Annotated in this window: 11 protein-coding genes; 5 read left to right on the top strand and 6 right to left on the bottom strand. The window is 71.5% G+C overall.

The window, feature by feature from the left end; all coding sequences use genetic code 11:
• Nucleotides 1-93 precede the first annotated feature (93 nt).
• Genes SD37_RS32815 through SD37_RS32805 form a run of 3 tightly spaced genes read left to right on the top strand, consistent with a single transcriptional unit; the run spans nucleotide 94 to nucleotide 3,298 of the window.
• Complete coding sequence (locus tag SD37_RS32815) at nucleotides 94-1,176, top strand: precorrin-3B synthase (protein ID WP_044856164.1); 1,083 nt, start codon at nucleotides 94-96, stop codon at nucleotides 1,174-1,176.
• Nucleotides 1,173-1,796, top strand: a complete 624-nt coding sequence (locus tag SD37_RS32810) for a precorrin-8X methylmutase (protein ID WP_044856163.1) — start codon at nucleotides 1,173-1,175, stop codon at nucleotides 1,794-1,796. Before SD37_RS32815 ends, SD37_RS32810 begins: the two co-directional genes overlap by 4 nt.
• Nucleotides 1,793-3,298, top strand: a complete 1,506-nt coding sequence (locus tag SD37_RS32805) for a precorrin-2 C(20)-methyltransferase (RefSeq protein ID WP_044856162.1) — start codon at nucleotides 1,793-1,795, stop codon at nucleotides 3,296-3,298. Before SD37_RS32810 ends, SD37_RS32805 begins: the two co-directional genes overlap by 4 nt.
• Here SD37_RS32805 and SD37_RS32800 read toward each other — a convergent pair.
• Nucleotides 3,289-3,918, bottom strand: coding sequence for a response regulator (locus tag SD37_RS32800; RefSeq protein ID WP_236725168.1), 630 nt, complete (start codon nucleotides 3,916-3,918; stop codon nucleotides 3,289-3,291). The two genes, SD37_RS32805 and SD37_RS32800, sit on opposite strands and share 10 nt — an antisense overlap.
• A 94-nt stretch (nucleotides 3,919-4,012) precedes the next feature.
• On the opposite strand from SD37_RS32800, the gene SD37_RS32795 reads away from it, so the two are divergent.
• Together SD37_RS32795 and helR are read left to right on the top strand one after the other, a co-directional pair.
• Complete coding sequence (locus SD37_RS32795) at nucleotides 4,013-7,678, top strand: WD40 repeat domain-containing protein (protein ID WP_052675152.1); 3,666 nt, start codon at nucleotides 4,013-4,015, stop codon at nucleotides 7,676-7,678.
• 163 nt (nucleotides 7,679-7,841) lie between these two features.
• Nucleotides 7,842-10,016, top strand: coding sequence for an RNA polymerase recycling motor ATPase HelR (gene helR, locus SD37_RS32790; protein WP_174567872.1), 2,175 nt, complete (start codon nucleotides 7,842-7,844; stop codon nucleotides 10,014-10,016).
• An 11-nt stretch (nucleotides 10,017-10,027) separates the two neighbouring features.
• Here helR and SD37_RS32785 read toward each other — a convergent pair whose 3' ends face one another.
• Genes SD37_RS32785 through SD37_RS32765 form a run of 5 tightly spaced genes read right to left on the bottom strand, consistent with a single transcriptional unit; the run spans nucleotide 10,028 to nucleotide 16,816 of the window.
• Nucleotides 10,028-13,132: an arabinosyltransferase domain-containing protein gene (locus SD37_RS32785; protein WP_083255151.1), complete on the bottom strand. Its 3,105-nt coding sequence runs from the start codon at nucleotides 13,130-13,132 to the stop codon at nucleotides 10,028-10,030.
• Between the two features lie 33 nt (nucleotides 13,133-13,165).
• Nucleotides 13,166-13,921 (bottom strand): cobalt-precorrin-6A reductase, encoded by a 756-nt coding sequence (locus tag SD37_RS32780; protein WP_044856226.1) that lies wholly within the window; start codon nucleotides 13,919-13,921, stop codon nucleotides 13,166-13,168.
• On the bottom strand, nucleotides 13,918-14,913 hold the full coding sequence (locus SD37_RS32775; RefSeq protein WP_044856161.1) for a Gfo/Idh/MocA family protein: 996 nt from the start codon (nucleotides 14,911-14,913) through the stop codon (nucleotides 13,918-13,920). Before SD37_RS32775 ends, SD37_RS32780 begins: the two co-directional genes overlap by 4 nt.
• Complete coding sequence (gene cobM / locus SD37_RS32770; protein WP_044856160.1) at nucleotides 14,910-15,671, bottom strand: precorrin-4 C(11)-methyltransferase; 762 nt, start codon at nucleotides 15,669-15,671, stop codon at nucleotides 14,910-14,912. The genes SD37_RS32775 and cobM overlap by 4 nt, the downstream gene beginning before the upstream one ends.
• The gene (locus SD37_RS32765) at nucleotides 15,668-16,816 is read right to left on the bottom strand and encodes a bifunctional cobalt-precorrin-7 (C(5))-methyltransferase/cobalt-precorrin-6B (C(15))-methyltransferase (RefSeq protein ID WP_044856159.1); all 1,149 of its coding nucleotides are present in this window, start codon (nucleotides 16,814-16,816) and stop codon (nucleotides 15,668-15,670) included. Before SD37_RS32765 ends, cobM begins: the two co-directional genes overlap by 4 nt.
• Nucleotides 16,817-16,832 lie beyond the last annotated feature (16 nt).

Below are 16,832 nucleotides of genomic sequence, written 5' to 3'. Positions count from 1 at the left end.
ACCCCCATCTCAGTGCTGCGACCGAATGTAGCACACCTACTACATAAGATCCGAGTGCTGCTAACACCGAACTGAGGCATCTACAGTGAGCGCATGTCCACGAGCGCACGTGTCCGAGCCGACGCGTGCCCCGGCGTTTTCGCCACCCACGACGCCGCCGACGGACCACTCGCGCGCGTCCGTCTTCCCGGTGGTGCCATCACCCAGGCCCAGTTCAGGGCCCTCGCGGACGCCGCCGACGACCTCGGCGACGGGGCGCTCCACCTGACCTCCCGCGGCAACGTCCAGCTGCGCGGCGTCACCCGGCCCGGTCTCGCGGCCAGGCTCGCCGCGGCCGGCCTCCTGCCCGCGCCGTCGCACGAACGCGTCCGCAACATCCTCGCGTCGCCACTGAGTGACCTCGCCCAGCGTCTCGCGCCCGCCCTCGACAAGGCCCTGTGCGCGGCCCCCGAGCTGGCCGGACTCCCCGGACGCTTCCTCTTCGCCCTCGACGGCGGCCAGGGCGACGTCGCGGGCGAGGGCGCCGACGTCTGCTGGCGCGACGGCGCGCTGCTGCTCGACGGCGCCGACACCGGCCTGCGCGTCACCGCGGAGCACGCCGTCGAAGCCCTGATCTCGGTCGCGCGTGCCTTCCTCCAGATCAGAGGCACGGCCTGGCGAGTCAGCGAACTCCCCGGCACGGACGCGCTGCTGCACGGCGTCCCAGGGGAGCGAGTCGAACCGGAGACTTTCGCGGCGAAGCCCGGCCTGCCCATCGGGCCGATCGGCGACGGCGCCGTCGGGGTCGCCCCGCCCCTCGGCCGGCTGACTTCCGCGCAGGCGCGCGCGATCGCGAAGGCCGGAAACGCCGTGGTCACGCCATGGCGCTCGATCCTCGTCCTCGGGAAGCCGGCCGGGGACACCGGTCTGATCACCGATCCGCGTGAGCCGTCGCTCGGCGTCAGCGCCTGCATCGGACATCCCGGCTGCGCGAAATCGCGTGCCGACGTCCGGGCCGACGCCGCGCGGATCGGCCGCACGCCGAGGGCGCATTTCGCCGGTTGTGAGCGGCGATGCGGAAAACCCGCCGGTGAGCACGTCGACGTGCTCGCGGCGGAGGACGGATATCTGGTCGACGGGACGTGGGTCCCGGCCGACGAGCTGGCGACAGTGTTGGCGGAGAAGGGACAGCAGTGATCGACTACATCCGGGACGGGGCCGAGATCTACCGGCATTCGTTCGCCACCATCCGCGAGGAGGCGGATCTCGCGATCCTCCCCGACGACGTCGCGGTACTGGCCGTGCGGATGATCCACGCCTGCGGGATGGTCGACCTCGTCGACGATCTCCGCTACAGCCTGGACGTCGTGGAGTCCGGCCGCGCCGCCCTCGAAGCGGGCGCGCCGATCCTCTGCGACGCCACGATGATCGCCTCCGGCGTGACCCGCAAACGTTTGCCCGCTGCCAACGCGGTGTTGTGCACGCTGACCGACCCGAAGGTGCCGGGCCTGGCCGAGCGGATGGGCACCACCCGCTCCGCGGCCGCGCTCGAACTCTGGCGCGACAAGCTGCCCGGTTCCGTGGTGGCGATCGGCAACGCGCCGACCGCGCTGTTCCGGCTGCTGGAACTGCTCGAAGAGGGCGTCGGCGCCCCGGCGGCGATCATCGGTGTCCCGGTGGGGTTCATCGGCGCCGCGGAGTCCAAAGTGGAACTCGTGAAGCGGGCACCCGCGCCGTATCTGGTGGTGCACGGACGCCGGGGCGGCAGCGCGATGGCCGTCGCCGCGATCAACGCGATGGCGAGTGAGGTCGAATGAGCGGGCTCGGGAAACTCTGGGGTGTCGGGCTCGGGCCCGGTGACCCGGAACTGATGACGGTCAAGGCCGCGCGGCTGATCGGCGAGGCCGACGTCATCGCCTATCACAGCGCGCGCCACGGCCGGAGCATCGCGCGGTCGGTCGCCGAACCGTATCTGCGGGACGGCCAGCTCGAAGAGAAGCTGGTCTACCCGGTCACCACCGAGACCACCGACCACCCCGGCGGCTACGAGGGCGCGATCGCCGACTTCTACGAGCTGAGCGCGAAGCGGCTCGCCGAACACCTCGACGCCGGACGCGACGTGGTCGTGCTCTGCGAAGGAGACCCGTTCTTCTACGGCTCTTACATGTACATGCACGAGCGGCTCGCCGACCGCTACGAGGCGACCGTGGTGCCGGGCGTGACGTCGGTCAGCGCGGCGTCGTCGGTGCTCGGCCGTCCGCTGGTGCAGCGCGACGAGGTCCTCACCATCCTGCCGGGGACCCTGCCCGCGCCGGAACTCGCGCGGCGGCTGGCCGACACGCAGGCCGCGGCGGTGCTCAAACTCGGCCGCACGTTCGGCAACGTCCGGGAGGCGCTGGCCGAGGCCGGGAAGCTGGACGACGCCTTCTACGTCGAGCGCGCGACCTGGCAGGCGCAGCGCGTCGAGCCCTTCGCCGACGTCGACCCCGAGTCGGTGCCGTACTTCTCGCTGGCGCTGCTGCCCAGCCCGGCTTACGCGTCGCGGCTCGCTGACGAACCCGAAGTCACCCGGAAGCGGGAAACGCCCACCGGTGGCGAAGTCGTGGTCGTCGGGCTCGGTCCGGCGGGCCCGGACTGGCTGACGCCCGAGGCGGCCGAGGAGCTGGCCGCGGCGGAGCACATCGTCGGCTACGGCCCGTATGTCGCGCGAGTGCCGCAGCGCGCGGGACAGCAGCGGCACGCGTCGGGTAACCGGGTCGAGGCCGAACGCGCCGTCGAAGCGCTGGAACTGGCCTCGAACGGGGCCAAGGTCGCGGTGGTGTCCTCGGGTGATCCCGGCGTGTTCGCCATGGCGTCGGCCGTGCTGGAGCAGGTCGCGGCCGGGCACGGCGCCGGCGCGCGGGTGCGGATCGTGCCGGGGGTGACCGCGGCGCAGGCGGCCGCGTCCCGGGTCGGCGCGCCGCTCGGGCACGACTACTGCGTGCTTTCGCTGTCCGACCGGCTCAAGCCGTGGGAGATCATCGAACGGCGGCTCGACGCGGCGGGGGCCGCGGATCTCGTGCTCGCGCTGTACAACCCGGCGTCCCGGACGCGGACCACGCAGCTTGCACAGGCCCGTGAAGTCCTGCTCCGGCACCGCGCGCCGGAGACACCGGTGGTCGTCGCCCGCGACGTCGGCGGCCCGGAGGAGGACATCCGCGTGGTCACCCTCGGCACCCTCGATCCGGCGACCGTGGACATGCGCTGCCTGCTGATCGTGGGTTCGTCGAAGACCCGCGCCGAGAACGGGGTGGTCTGGACGCCGCGCACCTACGAGTGACGGCCCAGCCCGGCGTTGCGCGCCTGGCCCAGCAGGGTCTCGCGGTCGTCCGTGCCGACCTTGGCGTGCACCGCCGAGACGACGTTGCGCACGGTCTTGGCCGCGAGACCCAGCCGCCGCGCGACGTCCGCGATCCCGAGCCCGCCCGCCAGCAGATCGAGGACTTCGTGTTCGCGTGAGGTGAGCTGCGGGAACGCCTGGATCGGCCGTGCCGTGTTCAGCAGGCCGTAGAGCCGGTTCGCGGCGTGCTCGCCGAAGACGACGGCGCCCGCCGCGACCCCGTGGATGGCGCGGAGGAGGTCTTCGGGGCCCGCCGTCCCGGCCAGGACACCCCGGGCGCCCGCGCGCATCGCGGCGACCCAGGTCTCGTTGTCGCCGGGCGGGGTCAGTACGAGCACGGCGGTCTCCGGCACGCGGGACGCCACCTCGCGCGTCACGGCGAGGCCGTCGAGACCGGGCGGCCGCACGGGCAGGACGAGGACGTCCGGCCGCAGCGCGGCGGCGCGTGCGAGCGCGTCGCGGTCGTCGGTCGTGTGGGCGAGCACCTCCAGTTCCGAGGACACGGGCAATTCGGCGACGCCCGCGAAGACCACTGTCACCACTGGGGTTCGAATCGGCACGCCCTCGGTTCTAGCGCAGAAATTTTGTACAGTGTCCGGCCGTTTTCGGTGAACAATGACCATTCGATAACGCTTCGACGATCAGGGGGGCCTGGTGCCGAGACGCGAGCGCCCGCTGGGGCCGGGCGACGACGTCGTCGTGCGGTTCGCGGCGGATCTCCGCCTGCTCCGGGAGAAGGCGGGCGGGCCGACCTACCGCGAGCTTTCGGCCCGCGCGGGCTACTCGGCCGCCGCGCTGTCCGAGGCGGCGGGCGGCCGGAAACTGCCGGGGCTCGCGGTGACGACCGCATACGTCACCGCGTGCGGCGGTGACATCCAGGCATGGGAGGACCGCTGGCGTGAAGTCGCCGCCGGGCTCGCCGCGGCCGAAGGCGAACGTGACGAGACCGAGCTTCCGTACCTGGGCCTCGCCGCGTTCCAGACGACCGACGCGGCCCGGTTCTTCGGCCGGGACCGGCTGGTCGCCGAGCTGACCGGCAAGCTCGCGCGACATCGGCTCGTCGGCGTCTTCGGCGCTTCGGGTTCGGGGAAGTCGTCCGTCCTGCGGGCCGGGCTGGCGGCGAAGAGCGAACGTCCGCCCGTCGTCCGGACTCCCGGCGCGCATCCGCTCGAAGCGGACCTCGACGCCGAGGGACGGCTGCTGATCGTCGACCAGTTCGAAGAGGTCTACACGCTCTGCCGGGATCAGGACGAGCGCGACCGGTTCATCGACACGCTGCTGGCAATCGCCCGCGACGAGCACGGAACCCAGGTCGTCCTCGGCGTCCGCGCCGATTTCTACGGGCACCTCTGCCGTCACGCGGGTCTCGTGGCGGCGCTCACCGACGCGCAGGTGATGGTCGGCCCGATGACCGCCGACGAACTCCGGACCGCGATCGTCGAACCCGCCGTCCGCGCGGGCTGCCGGGTCGAAGCGGCGCTGGTCACGACGCTCGTCGCCGACGCCACCGGTCAGCCGGCCGTATTGCCGCTGGTGTCGCACGCGCTGCTGGAGACCTGGCGGCGGCGCCAGGGGATCACGCTGACCAGCGCCGCGTACGAGGCGGCGGGCGGGATCCTCAACGCGATCGCGCAGACCGCGGAGTCGGTCTACACAGCTCTGGAGCCGGACAGGCAGCGCGTCGTCCGGCAGATCTTCCTCCGGCTGACCGCGCTCGGCGAAGGCACCGAAGACACGAAGCGCCGCCTCAACCGGCGCGAACTCGACGACGATCCGGCCACGACGGAGGTCCTCGAACGCCTCGCCGAGGCGCGCCTGCTCGTCCTCGACCGCGACGGCGTCGAGATCGCGCACGAGGCCCTGATCCGCGGCTGGCCGAGGCTGCGGGACTGGCTCGCGGAGGACCGCGAAGGGCATCGGCTGCACCGTCAGCTCGCCGAAGCGACCGACCTCTGGGAGTCACTGGACCGGGACAAGGGCAGCCTCTACCGCGGCACCCGGCTCGGTCTCGCGGCCGAATGGGCGGCAAGAGTGCCGGACGCGCTGAGCGCCCGCGAACAGGAGTTCCTGCAGGCGGGGCTCGACGCCGAAGCCGAAGAGGCCGCCGTCGGCCGCAAACGGACCCGCAGGCTGCGAAGACTCGTCGCGCTCCTCGGCGTCCTGCTGCTCCTGGCGGGTGTGGCCGTGGGATACGCCGTCGACGCCGGGCGGACCGCCACCGATCAGCGGAATGTCGCGCTGGCACGGAAGGCCGTCGTCGACGCGAAGGGGCTGCGGGACTCGAACCCGGCGCTGTCGACACAGCTCAGCCTCGCCGCGTACCGGCTCGCGCCGATCCAGGAGACCCACGACGGCCTGCTCGCGTCCATGGCGGCGCCGTTCGCCACCAGGATGCCCTTCGATCCCGGCGACGTCACCGTCGCGCTGAGCGGGCAGCTCATGATCACCTCCGACTCCTTCCGGGAGACGAAGGTGTGGTCCATCGCCGATTCGCGGCATCCGGTGGTCCTCTCGACGCTGCCCGGTTCGGCGGAGGTCCGCGGCCCGCTGGCGTTCAGCCGGGACGGCCGGGCGCTGGCGACCGTCACCCGCGAGCACGTCGTCCGGCTCTGGGATCTGACCGACCCGCGGCATCCGGTGCGGAAGGCGGACATCGCCGGGCACAGCGAAGTCCTCCTTTCGGCCGACTTCGGACCCGATGGCCACGTCCTCGTCACCGGTTCCGCGGACCGCACGATCAGGCTCACCGACGTCACCGATCTCGGCGCGCCGAAACCGCTCGGCGCCCTTCCGGCCGAGCAGCTCGAACGCGCTGTCTTCAGCCCGGACGGACGGCTGCTCGCGGTCACGAACACGAACTGGACGGCGGAACTCTGGGACGTCACCACGCTGTCCGCGCCACGACGACTCTCCGTCCTTTCCGGACACAAGGACATCCAGCTCACCGCGTCGTGGAGCCCGGACGGGCGGCGGCTGCTCACCACCAGCTGGGACCGCACGGCGAGGCTCTGGGACGTCACCGATCCGGCGGCGCCCCGGCCGCTGACGACGCTGAACACCCCGGCCGTGGTCTGGGCCGCCGGGTTCAGCCCGAACGGCAGGCTGGTGGTGACCGCCGGGGACGACCAGTCCGTGCGCCTGTGGGACGTCACCGGGCAGGCGAAGGAACTGCCGCCGCTTTCCGGGCACACCAACGCCATCTGGTGGACCGCGTTCTCCCCGGACGGCAAGACCATCGTGTCCGCCAGCGCCGACCGGACCGTCCGGTTGCAGGACGTCGGCGAACTGGCGCTGTCTTCGAGCGTGGGCTGGAACGCCGGCACGTTCCTCGACCAGGGGCGGATCCTCGTCACCGCCGGGGACGATCTGCGGCTGTGGGCGATGGACGATCTCCGCGCCCCGAGGCAGCTCGCGAAGCTCCCCGGCCTGGCCACTGTCACCGCCGTCGCGGTCAGCCCGGACCGGCGCAGCCTCGCGGTGGCCGCGCACGACGGCGCGGGGGTCGCGGGGACGTTCGTGCTGCAGCGCTGGGACATCAGCGATCCGACAGCACCGAAACCGCTGGCGTCGACCGAGGTGAAGCCCACGTACTCGCTCGCGTTCAGCCCGGATGGGAAGACCTTCGCCTCCGGCCACGACGACGGGCCGATCCAGCTGTGGGACATCAGCGATCCCACCCGGTTCGCCGAGCCGCGGGTCCTCCCGGTCGGCGACGGCACCGTGTGGTCGCTCGCGTTCACCCCGGATGGACGGACGCTCGTGGCGAGCCAAGGCCTCGACTCGTCCTCGGTCACCCTGTGGGACGTCGCCGATCCTCGGCGGCCCGGCCTCGTGTCGACGCTGCGGCCCGATTCCGGCGCGCTGTTCAAGATGGCACTCAGCCCCGACGGGCGCACCGTGGCGGCGGGCAGCGGCGACCGGAACGTCTACCTCTGGGACATCTCCGATCGCGCGCACGCCGTGCGCCTGGCGAAACTGGGCGGCAATCCCGAGGGGGTCGGTCCGCTCGCGTTCGGCCCGAGCGGCAGGGACCTGGCGGCGTCGGCCTTCCGGACGGTGCGCGTCTGGGATCTCACCGATCCACGGAACCCGGTCGAGACTGCGCAGCTCACCGGGTTTTCCGCGACGGTCAACTCGCTGGCGTACCGGGACGACGGGCAGACGCTCGCGATCGGGAGCAGCGGGGTGCAGCTGTGGCAGACGGACGCCGAGCGCGTGGCCGAGGAGATCTGCAAACTGGCGACGCCGAGGATCACCAGAGAGGAATGGGAGAGGTACTTTCCGGGGATCGAGTACGCGCCACCCTGTGGGGGCTCGTGAGTGGCCAGAGGCGACCTGCGTGGAGATGGCCCGAATGGCCGAGAAGTGTACGAAGGTAACTCCCTCCGTAATAAACATATAGCGCATGGGGGGACTTGCCACAAGACCCCCGTCATGCTTCAGACTCACTCGCCGTAGCCGAAACCTGGCGAAATGGGAGTCTGTGTCAACTCAGGGTCATGAAGAAGAGCTGCGGTCCGAGCGCGAATACGTCGCCGGGCTCTACGCGCGCCTGGACGCCGAACGCGCGCGGGTGAAGGGGGAGTTCCAGGCCGCGCTCGGGGGAACCGGCGGGACGGCCATGGAACGGGACGTCGAGGTCCGTGCGCTGGCGAGGGAGTCGCGGCGGCTGGACGTCGTGGACAACGGCTTGTGCTTCGGCAGGCTGGACAGCGTTTCGGGGGAGACCTCCCATATCGGCCGCATCGGTCTCTTCGACGAGGAGAACGACTACGAACCTGTGCTGCTCGACTGGCGGGCACCGGCGGCGCGCCCGTTCTACACCGCGACCGCGGCGACGCCGGAGAAGATGCGCCGCCGCCGCCAGTTCCACACGCGCGGACGTGAGGTGCTCGGTTTCACCGACGAGGTGTTCGGCCGCCCCGGCGGTGACGCGGAGGGGGACGCGGCGCTGCTCGCGGCCGTGAACGCGCCGCGCGGGGAGGGGATGCGCGACATCGTCGCGACGATCCAGGCCGAGCAGGACGAGATCATCCGGCACGAGCACCCCGGGGTGCTGGTGATCGAGGGCGGTCCGGGTACCGGGAAGACCGTGGTGGCGCTGCACCGCGTCGCCTACCTGCTCTACACCCAGCGCGAGCGGATGGAGCGCCACGGCGTGCTCGTCGTGGGGCCGAATCCGGCGTTCCTGCACCACATCGGCCGGGTCCTGCCGTCGCTGGGCGAGACCGACGTGGTGTTCATGACCACCGGCGACTTCGTCCCCGGCAAGCACGTCACCGCCGAGGACGAGCCGGAGGTGGTGCGGCTCAAGGGTTCGCTGAAGATGCTGGACGTCCTCAAGGCGGCCGTCGCCGACCGGCAGCGGCTGCCGGAGGAGCCGATGCCGATCGACCTGACCGACGTCACCGTCCGGATCGACGCCGAGACCGCGGAATGGGCCAGGGACGAGGGCCGCAAGAGCGGGCTGCCGCACAACGAGGCCCGCGCGGTGTTCGCCGACATCGTCACCTACGTGCTCACCGAACGGGCGATCGCGCGGATCGGCCGGGGCTGGCTGAGCCGGGACGAGCGCGACGAGTGGGAGCGGCTGCGCAAGGACCTGCTCAAGGAACTGGCGGAGAGCGAGGCGTTCACCGCCGCGCTCGACGCGCTCTGGCCGGTGCTCACGCCGGAAGCGCTGCTGGGGTCGCTCCTCGCGTCGGAGGACCGGCTGCGCGCGGCCGGTGCCGACCCGGCGTTGCTGCGCGCCGACGGCGAGGCCTGGACGGTGTCGGACATGCCGCTGCTCGACGAACTCGTCGACCTGCTCGGCCGCGACAAGACGGCGGAGAAGGCGGCCGACCGGACGGTCGCGCGGGAGAAGAAGGCCGAGGCCGAGTACGCCGAAGGTGTGCTGGACACGCTGAAGCTGGACCGCGAGGAGATGGACGAGGACATCATGCTGTCCGCGGAGAACCTCCTCTTCGCCGACGAACTCGCCGACCGGTTCGTCGAGCACGACACGCGCAGCCTGGTCGAACGCGCGTCCGCGGACCGGGACTGGACCTACCGGCACGTCGTGGTCGACGAGGCACAGGAACTGTCCGAAATGGACTGGCGGGTGCTGATGCGCCGCTGCCCCAACCGGTCGTTCACCGTGGTCGGCGATCTGGCACAGCGCCGGTCCGAGGCCGGGGCGCGGTCGTGGGCCTCGATGCTGGAGCCCTACGTGCCGGGCCGCTGGGTCTACCGGTCGCTGACGGTGAACTACCGCACGCCCGCGGAGATCATGGCCGTCGCCGCTTCGGTGCTCGCCGAGTTCGCACCGGATGTCCGGGCGCCGGAATCGGTCCGCGCCAACGGGGTCCGGCCGTGGGCGCGGAAGGTGACCGGGGATTCCCTGGCCGGCGCCATCGAGGACTTCGTCAAGGACGAAGCCGGGCGTGAAGGCACCAGCGTCGTCATCGGGCCGCCCGGCGTGCCGGGAACGGTACCCGCGTCCGAGACGAAGGGGCTCGAGTTCGACGCCGTCCTCGTCGTGGATCCGGACCGGATCCTCGCCGACGGTCCCCGTGGCGCGGCCGAGCTGTACGTCGCGCTCACCCGCGCGACGCAGCGACTCGGCGTCCTGTACCGGGATGCTCTGCCGGAGGCGCTGCACGGACTGGCCGCATGAGACGGTAGGGGCTAGCGCGTCGGGTCCTTGCCGTTCGGCTGCCGCGGCCCGGGACCCGGCGACCACCAGCCGGGGACGACCTTCTCGCCGTGGATGATCGTCGGCGCGATCCCCTCGGTGAACGGTTCGACCTGCAGCAGCTGACCCCACGACTGGCTCGGCTGGCCGATCAGGTAGCTGGGCACCTCGGGTTCGTCCGCGACCTCTTCGAGCCAGCCGATCGGGCCGCCGTTGGTGCTGGACGCCCAGTTCGCCTCGTCGGCCACGGCGCCGGCGGTGATCCGGTAGTCCGGCATCTTCGAGATGCCGTCGTGTGAGGTCACCGGCTGCACGCACGGGTAGACGAACGACGCGGGCCAGTCGACGTACACCTGCTTGCCCGCGATCTTCTCGGTCAGCGTGGTGAACGTCGGCACGCGGGGCGCGGACGCGGCGATCCAGCCGTCCTCGGTGAGGTCGTTGTCGACGATGTTGATCCGCACGGAGGTCGTCTCGGCGGGGAGGTCGCGCAGGTTGATCCGGGTGTCGTTCCAGCCGTTCGTCCCCGCCCCCGGCGGGAGCACGAACTGGCTGCGGACGACCTTCACGCCTTCGCCGGTGTTCACGCCGTAGTCGAGGCTGACCGACGTCGGCCGCCGCGCCGCGCCCGCGGTGGCGACCACGATCTGGCCGTCCGCGGGCTTTTCGGCGAGGGCGTACCAGTCGCTGCGCAGCCGTCCGGCGCGGGTCTCGGGGTCGAGGAAGCTGCTCCACATCGGCACTTCGTCGGGTTTGAACCCGTGCGGCGGTTCGGCCAGCGGGTCCTTGTCGTCGAGCGCGCGGGTGTGGAACCCGGTCTGCACGCGGCCGTTGTCCTGTTCCGGATCGGGCAGCGGCGGCGGGGTCTGCCCGGCGGGCGGCTCCTCCTTCTTCACCGGCACCGTCCGCTGTTCGGGCTGGGCCCGCAGGATGCTGGTCGCGGCGTCCCGTTCCACCATCACGTGGTCGGAGAGGTTGCAGCTCTTGCCGGACAGGTGACCGAAGTTCGCGGCGCCGAGGCTGTAGGAACCGGCTTGGTTGTGGATCGCCCACGCCATGCTGACGAACTCGCCCGTGGCCATCAGACCGCAGACGACCACCAGCGAGAGCGAGCCGAGCCGCAGCGACCGGCTCCGCCCCTCCTGCGGGCCCGCGGGCAGGCCCGGCCGGTGCGCGCGGACGTTCTCCACGAACGCGTAGATCCCGGCGATCGCGGCCGCGCCCAGCAGGAGCGTCGACAGCGGGATCCCGCCGATCGACGGCGCCACCGCGGTCCACTGCACGCCGAGTTTCGAGACGAACCAGTAGGAGTTGGGCCCGGTCGCGGCCAGCGCGCCCACCACGAGCAGCCCGGCCAGGAACGCCGCCCGGTTGCGCCGGGACCGCAGCACCGTCGAACTGGTGGCCAGCGCGGTCAGCGCCGCCATGGCCGCGCCGACCGCGGCGAAGGCGCCGAAGTGATGCGTCCACTTGGTCGGGGTCAGCGCGAGCAGCAGGAAGAACAGCGCGACCGTGCCGATCAGGCGACGGCTGGGGCCGAGCGCGGCGCCGGGGATCCGGCCGCGGCGCAGCAGCACCACCAGGCAGGTCCCGGTGCACAGCAGCACGAGCAGCACGGGGAACCGGCGCGGCACCGAACCGTCCGGCAGGCTTTCGAAGAGCAACTGGTAGCGCGCGAGTTCCTGGAACCACGACAGGTTCGGGCCGACCTGCGTGCGGATCCGGGTCGCCTCCTGGACGGTGGCGAAGGTCTGGTCGGCGAACACCACGACCAGCACCAGCAGGCCGGCCGCCAGTACCGGCGCGAGTACCGGCAACCAGCCGTTCTCGGCGCGCTGGCGGACCAGTTTGAACAGCGGGCGGGCGGCGACCAGGAACGGGGCGACGGCGATCAGCCCGGTCGGCGTCGCGGCCAGGGTGAACCCGGCCGCGGTGAGGCCGAGGGCCAGCGGCAGCAGGCGGCGGGTCACCAGCGCGCGCTCGACGGCGCAGATCGCCAGCAGCGAGCCCAGCGCGGCGACCGGTTCCGGCCGGACACCGTTGTTGAACGGCATCCACCAGACCAGGAACACCGCGGCGGCGGCCCAGCCCGCGGCGCGGCTCGTCCGGACCTGGGTGCCGAGGCGGGGCATGACCTCGCGGCTGATCAGCAGCCAGCTCAGCACGCCGAGCAGGAACGACGGGAGCCGGATCCACGGCGGCACCGTGCTGACGTGCGCCATCAGCTGGTACACGTGGTAGAACCAGCCGAACGGCGCCTCGGCGACGCCGAACCAGCGGTGGTAGTTCGTCAGGTAGCCGGTCTCTTCCGCGACTCTCGACATCGTGAGGATGTAGCCGTCGTCGGAGGTGACCGGGCCGATGAAGACCCAGGCGCCGAGCGCGATGATCACCGTCGCGTCGCGGGCGGTCAGCCGCCACCAGCCGACCGGCGCCCAGCGGGGCGCGCGGCGCGCGAAGCCGGAGTCCATCCGCCACACCGCGATCAGGCAGCCGATGAACGACAGCGCCGCGATCACCCCGATGATCCACTTCAGCACCGTGGGTGAGGTCTGGTAGCGGGTATCGGGGACCACCGAGACGTGCAGGCCTTCGATCGGATCCTTGCCGGCGTTGAGCGACGAGTAGATCCCGACCAGCCGCGGCCGGACGTCGCCCTCGGCGTGGAACACCGTGGTCTTGGCGACGGTCACCGTCATCTGGTTCGCGTCCGCCGTCAGCTTGACGTCGCAGGTGTTCTCCGGCAGCGGCTGCTGCACGATCTGCTGGCCCTGGCTGGAGGCGAGCAGCACGCCGTTGTCGATGCGCAGCTGCAGGCCGACACCCTTGCCCGCGCGCGGGTCGGTGCGGCCGTCGGGCACGGTGGAGAACAGCAGTGCCGGGCCCTGCGTGCGCGCGTCCAGCGAACGGATGGTCTGGCACGGCAGATCCACGCGCAGGTCCTGTGCCCAGTACCCGGTCAAGGGCGCGTTGACGGAGCGGGTGTCGCCGGCCGTTGGCCAGACGACCTCCGCTGTGTCCTGCACCACCGGCAGGAAGGGGAAAGCCAACGCGCACAAGGCGGACAGCAACCCCAGCGTGACAGCGATCAGACGCATCGGCGCAACGCTAACGGGTCTGGTCCGAACGGCTTACGCAGGGCTGCCCTTGGTCGTGACACCGAGCCAGGTTAGGGCGTCGCGAACGGTCGTCACGCTGGCCGTCCCGGGTCGTCGGTAACCCTCGAGTCGTCGGACGACGACCACCGGGACGCCGAGTTCACGGGCCGCGGTGAGTTTCGCCGCGGTCATCGCGCCGCCGCTGTCCTTGGTGACGAGCACCTCGATGCCGTGCCGCACCATCAGCGCGCGTTCCTTCTCCACCGTGTAGGGCCCTCGGTCCAGGAGGACCTCGTGCCGCCGGGGGAGCGGCACCTCGGGCGGGTCGACGCAGCGGATCAGGAACCAGAGGCCGTCCAGCCCGGCGAAGGCGGCGAGCCCCTGCCGCCCGCTGGTGAGGAAGACGCGTTCGCCGAGGTCCGGGAGCAGGCGCGCGGCGTGCGCGAGGTCGTCGGCCCAGTGCCAGCTGTCGCCGGGTCCCTCGGTCCAGCCGGGTCTGGCGAGCCTGAGCAGCGGCGTGCCCGTCATGCGGGCGGCTTCTGCCGCGTTGGCGCCGATGCGCTCGGCGAAGGGATGGGTGGCGTCGATCATCGCGGTGACGTCGTTCTCGGTCAGCCAGCGCGCGAGACCTTCCGGGCCGCCGAAGCCACCGACGCGGACTTCGCCGTCAGGCAGTTTCGGGCGCGCGACCCGGCCCGCGAGCGACGACACGACGTGCTCGCCGCGCGCCACCAGCTCCGTCGCCAGCTCGCGGGCTTCACCGGTGCCGCCCAGGATGAGCAGCGTCATCGAGCCACGGCCGCGCGCCACCGTTCCAGCGTGCGCAGGTTGGCGAGCGTTTCGGCCCAGGTGAGTTCGGGTGCCTGCCGGTCGGCGAGATGCGCGGCCACGTGGTCGGCTTCGCGAGCAAAGAGGCCTTGAGTCGCTTCCACCTCGATCACCTCGGGCTCGCCGCCCTCCGGCGTGAGGATGATCTGCGAGGTCTTCGGCTTGCGCATTTCGTGGATCCACGCCGGTTTCGGCACGTACAGCTGTCCTTGCGAGCCGTAGACGCGGATGTGGTCGTCCTGGGTCAGCTGGAAGCCGCACGCCAGCTGCGCGAGGACGCCACCGGGCAGTCGCAGCAGGCCGAACGCGACCTCGTCGACGCCGTTCTCGTCGAGCCTCGCCATCCCGAGGACCTCTTCGGGCTCGACGACGTCCTGCCCGGTCGCGGCCTGCGAGACCAGCCGCGCGAGCGAAGTGCAGTAACAGCCGACGTCGAAGATCCCGCCGCCGCCCAGCGCGGGATCGGTGAGCCGGGGAGTGGCGAAGTTGTAGCTGAAGGCGACGTCGACGGCGCGGACCTCGCCGATGGCGCCGCTGGAGATCAGCTCGGCCAGCCGCCGGATCTGCGGGTGCAGCCGGTACATGAACGCCTCCATGAGGAAGACGTCGTTGGCGCGCGCCGCTTCGATGACCTTCTCGGCTTCACTGACCGAGACCGTCAGCGGTTTCTCGCACAGGATGTGCTTGCCCGCCTCGGCCGCGCGGATCGCCCACGCGCCGTGCAGGGGATGCGGCGTCGAGATGTAGACCGCGTCGACGTCCGGGTCGGCGAGCAGATCCTCGTAGGAGCCATAGCATTTCGGGACTTCGAAGCGCGACGCGAACTCGGCCGCCCGATCACCGGACCGCGCGGCGACGGCCTCCAACACGCCGTGCTTGCTCTCGTCGACGCCCGCCGCGAACTCGGCGGCGATGGTCCCGGCGGCCAGCAGGCCCCAGCGCAGTTCCTTCATAACGACTCCGGTTGGTTCGCGCGATCACGGGTGGCCGAGTACAGGAAGCTGTCGGGAAACCCCTCGGCCGCGAGGACTTCGCCGACGAAGATCATCGCCGCCCTGGTGATGCCGGCTTCGCGGGACTGCGCGGCGATGGTGCCGAGGGTGCCCCGCAGCACCTGCTCGCCCGGCTGACTCGCCAGCGCCACCACGGCCGCCGGGCAGTCCGCCCGATAGAAGGGCAGCAATTCGTCGACCACCTGCTCGACGCGGTTGATCGCCAGATGCAGCGCGAGCGTGGTGCCGGTCCGCGCGAAGTTCTCCAGTGTTTCACCCGGTGGCATGGCGGTGGAGCGCGCCTGCGCCCGGGTGATGACCAGGCTCTGGCCGACTTCGGGCACGGTCAGTTCGCGGTTGAGCAGCGCGGCCGCGGCGGCGAACGCGGGCACGCCGGGCGTGACGTCGTAGGGAACGCCGGCGGCGTCGAGACGGCGCATCTGCTCGGCGACCGCGCTGTAGATCGACGGATCACCCGAGCACAGCCGCGCGATCTCATGGCCCTTCTCATGCGCTTCGACCATGCGCTCGACGATCGCGGGCAGAGCGAGGTTGGCGGTGTCGATGAGCACCGCGTCGCCGGGGCAGTACTCCAGAAGCGCTGTCGGCGTCATGCTGCCGGGATACAGGCAGGTTTCGCAGCGGCCGAGCAGGTCACGCCCCCGCACGGTGATGAGGTCGGCGGCGCCGGGGCCCGCGCCGATGAAGTGCACTGTCAAGGTTTGCTCCGATAGGTCCACTGTGTCACGGCACGCGCCGGGGTCCAGCCGGTGAATCCGCCCAGCGGCGCCGCCTGTTCGACGCCGATCCGGATCAGCTCACCACCGTGTTCGGTGTACGCGCGGGCGAGGGCCTGCTCGGATTCGAGCGTGACGCCGTGCGCGACGATCCGCGCGCCGGTCGCCAGGCAGGCGTCGAGGACACCGGGCACGGTCAGGCCGCCACCGATGAAGATCGCTTGCGGCCCGGGCAGTCCTTCGAGTGCTTCCGGTGCGGTACCGAGCACCACTTCGAGTTCCGGGACGCCGAGCGTGTGCGCGTTCCGGGTGATCCGCGCGCCCCGCTCCGGCGACCGCTCGATCGCGATCGAGCGGTTCAGCGGATGCGCCCGCGACCACTCGATCCCGACGCTGCCCGCGCCCGCGCCGACGTCCCACAGCAGTTCGCCGGGCGACGGCGCGAGCCTGGCCAGCGCGGAAGCGCGGAGATCGCGTTTCGTGAGCTGGCCGTCGTGCTCGAAGGCGTCGTCGGGCAGACCGGTCAGCGGCAGCGCGGGGCCGTCGGCCTCGATGGCGAACACGGTCAGCGTGCCGGGGCCGACCCGCTCGTCGGGCCCGCCGAGATCGGACAGCGCGGTGACGCGGCTCTTGCCGTAACCACGGGCCTTCAGCAGGTCGAGCAGGTCTTCGGCGTTCGCGCCGAGGACGAGGATCTTCCGGCCTGGCGCGAGCGCGCGGCTCACCCGGCCGATCGCGCGGCCGACGACGGTGACCACCTCGGTCTCCTCCGCCGCCCAGCCGAGCTTCGCGCGGGCGAGCGTCACCGAGGAGAGCGCAGGCAGGATCTCGACGTCGTAGCCGCGCTGGACGAGCGTCGTGCCGATGCCGGACAGCAGGGGATCGCCGCTGGCCAGCACGCAGACACGGCCTTCGCGTCCGGCGAGGAAGTCGTCCAGGCTGGGAAGAAGCGGGCTGGGCCAGGGCTCGCTTTTCACCCCGGCGGGCAGGTAGGCGAGCTGACGCGGAGCGCCTACGACCACGTCGGCGTTCATCACCGCTTCCCTGGCCTGCGAGGACAGGCCGGGCCAGCCGTCGGCCCCGATACCGACCACGGTCAGGGGTGATTTTTCGCGCACCTCGGTCACGCTAGACGACGGATTT

Source organism: Amycolatopsis orientalis (assembly GCF_000943515.2).
Classification (GTDB): Bacteria; Actinomycetota; Actinomycetes; order Mycobacteriales; family Pseudonocardiaceae; genus Amycolatopsis; species Amycolatopsis orientalis.
Note: the sequence above shows the minus strand (reverse complement) of the source record. Positions and strands in the feature narration are given on the sequence as shown.

Coding starts and splice junctions, on each gene's coding strand:
- SD37_RS32815 (WP_044856164.1), top strand. CDS start 94: ATGTCCACGAGCGCACGTGTCCGAGCCGACGCGTGCCCCGGCGTTTTC.
- SD37_RS32775 (WP_044856161.1), bottom strand. CDS start 14,913: ATGAAGGAACTGCGCTGGGGCCTGCTGGCCGCCGGGACCATCGCCGCC.
- SD37_RS32785 (WP_083255151.1), bottom strand. CDS start 13,132: ATGCGTCTGATCGCTGTCACGCTGGGGTTGCTGTCCGCCTTGTGCGCG.
- SD37_RS32780 (WP_044856226.1), bottom strand. CDS start 13,921: ATGACGCTGCTCATCCTGGGCGGCACCGGTGAAGCCCGCGAGCTGGCG.
- SD37_RS32805 (WP_044856162.1), top strand. CDS start 1,793: ATGAGCGGGCTCGGGAAACTCTGGGGTGTCGGGCTCGGGCCCGGTGAC.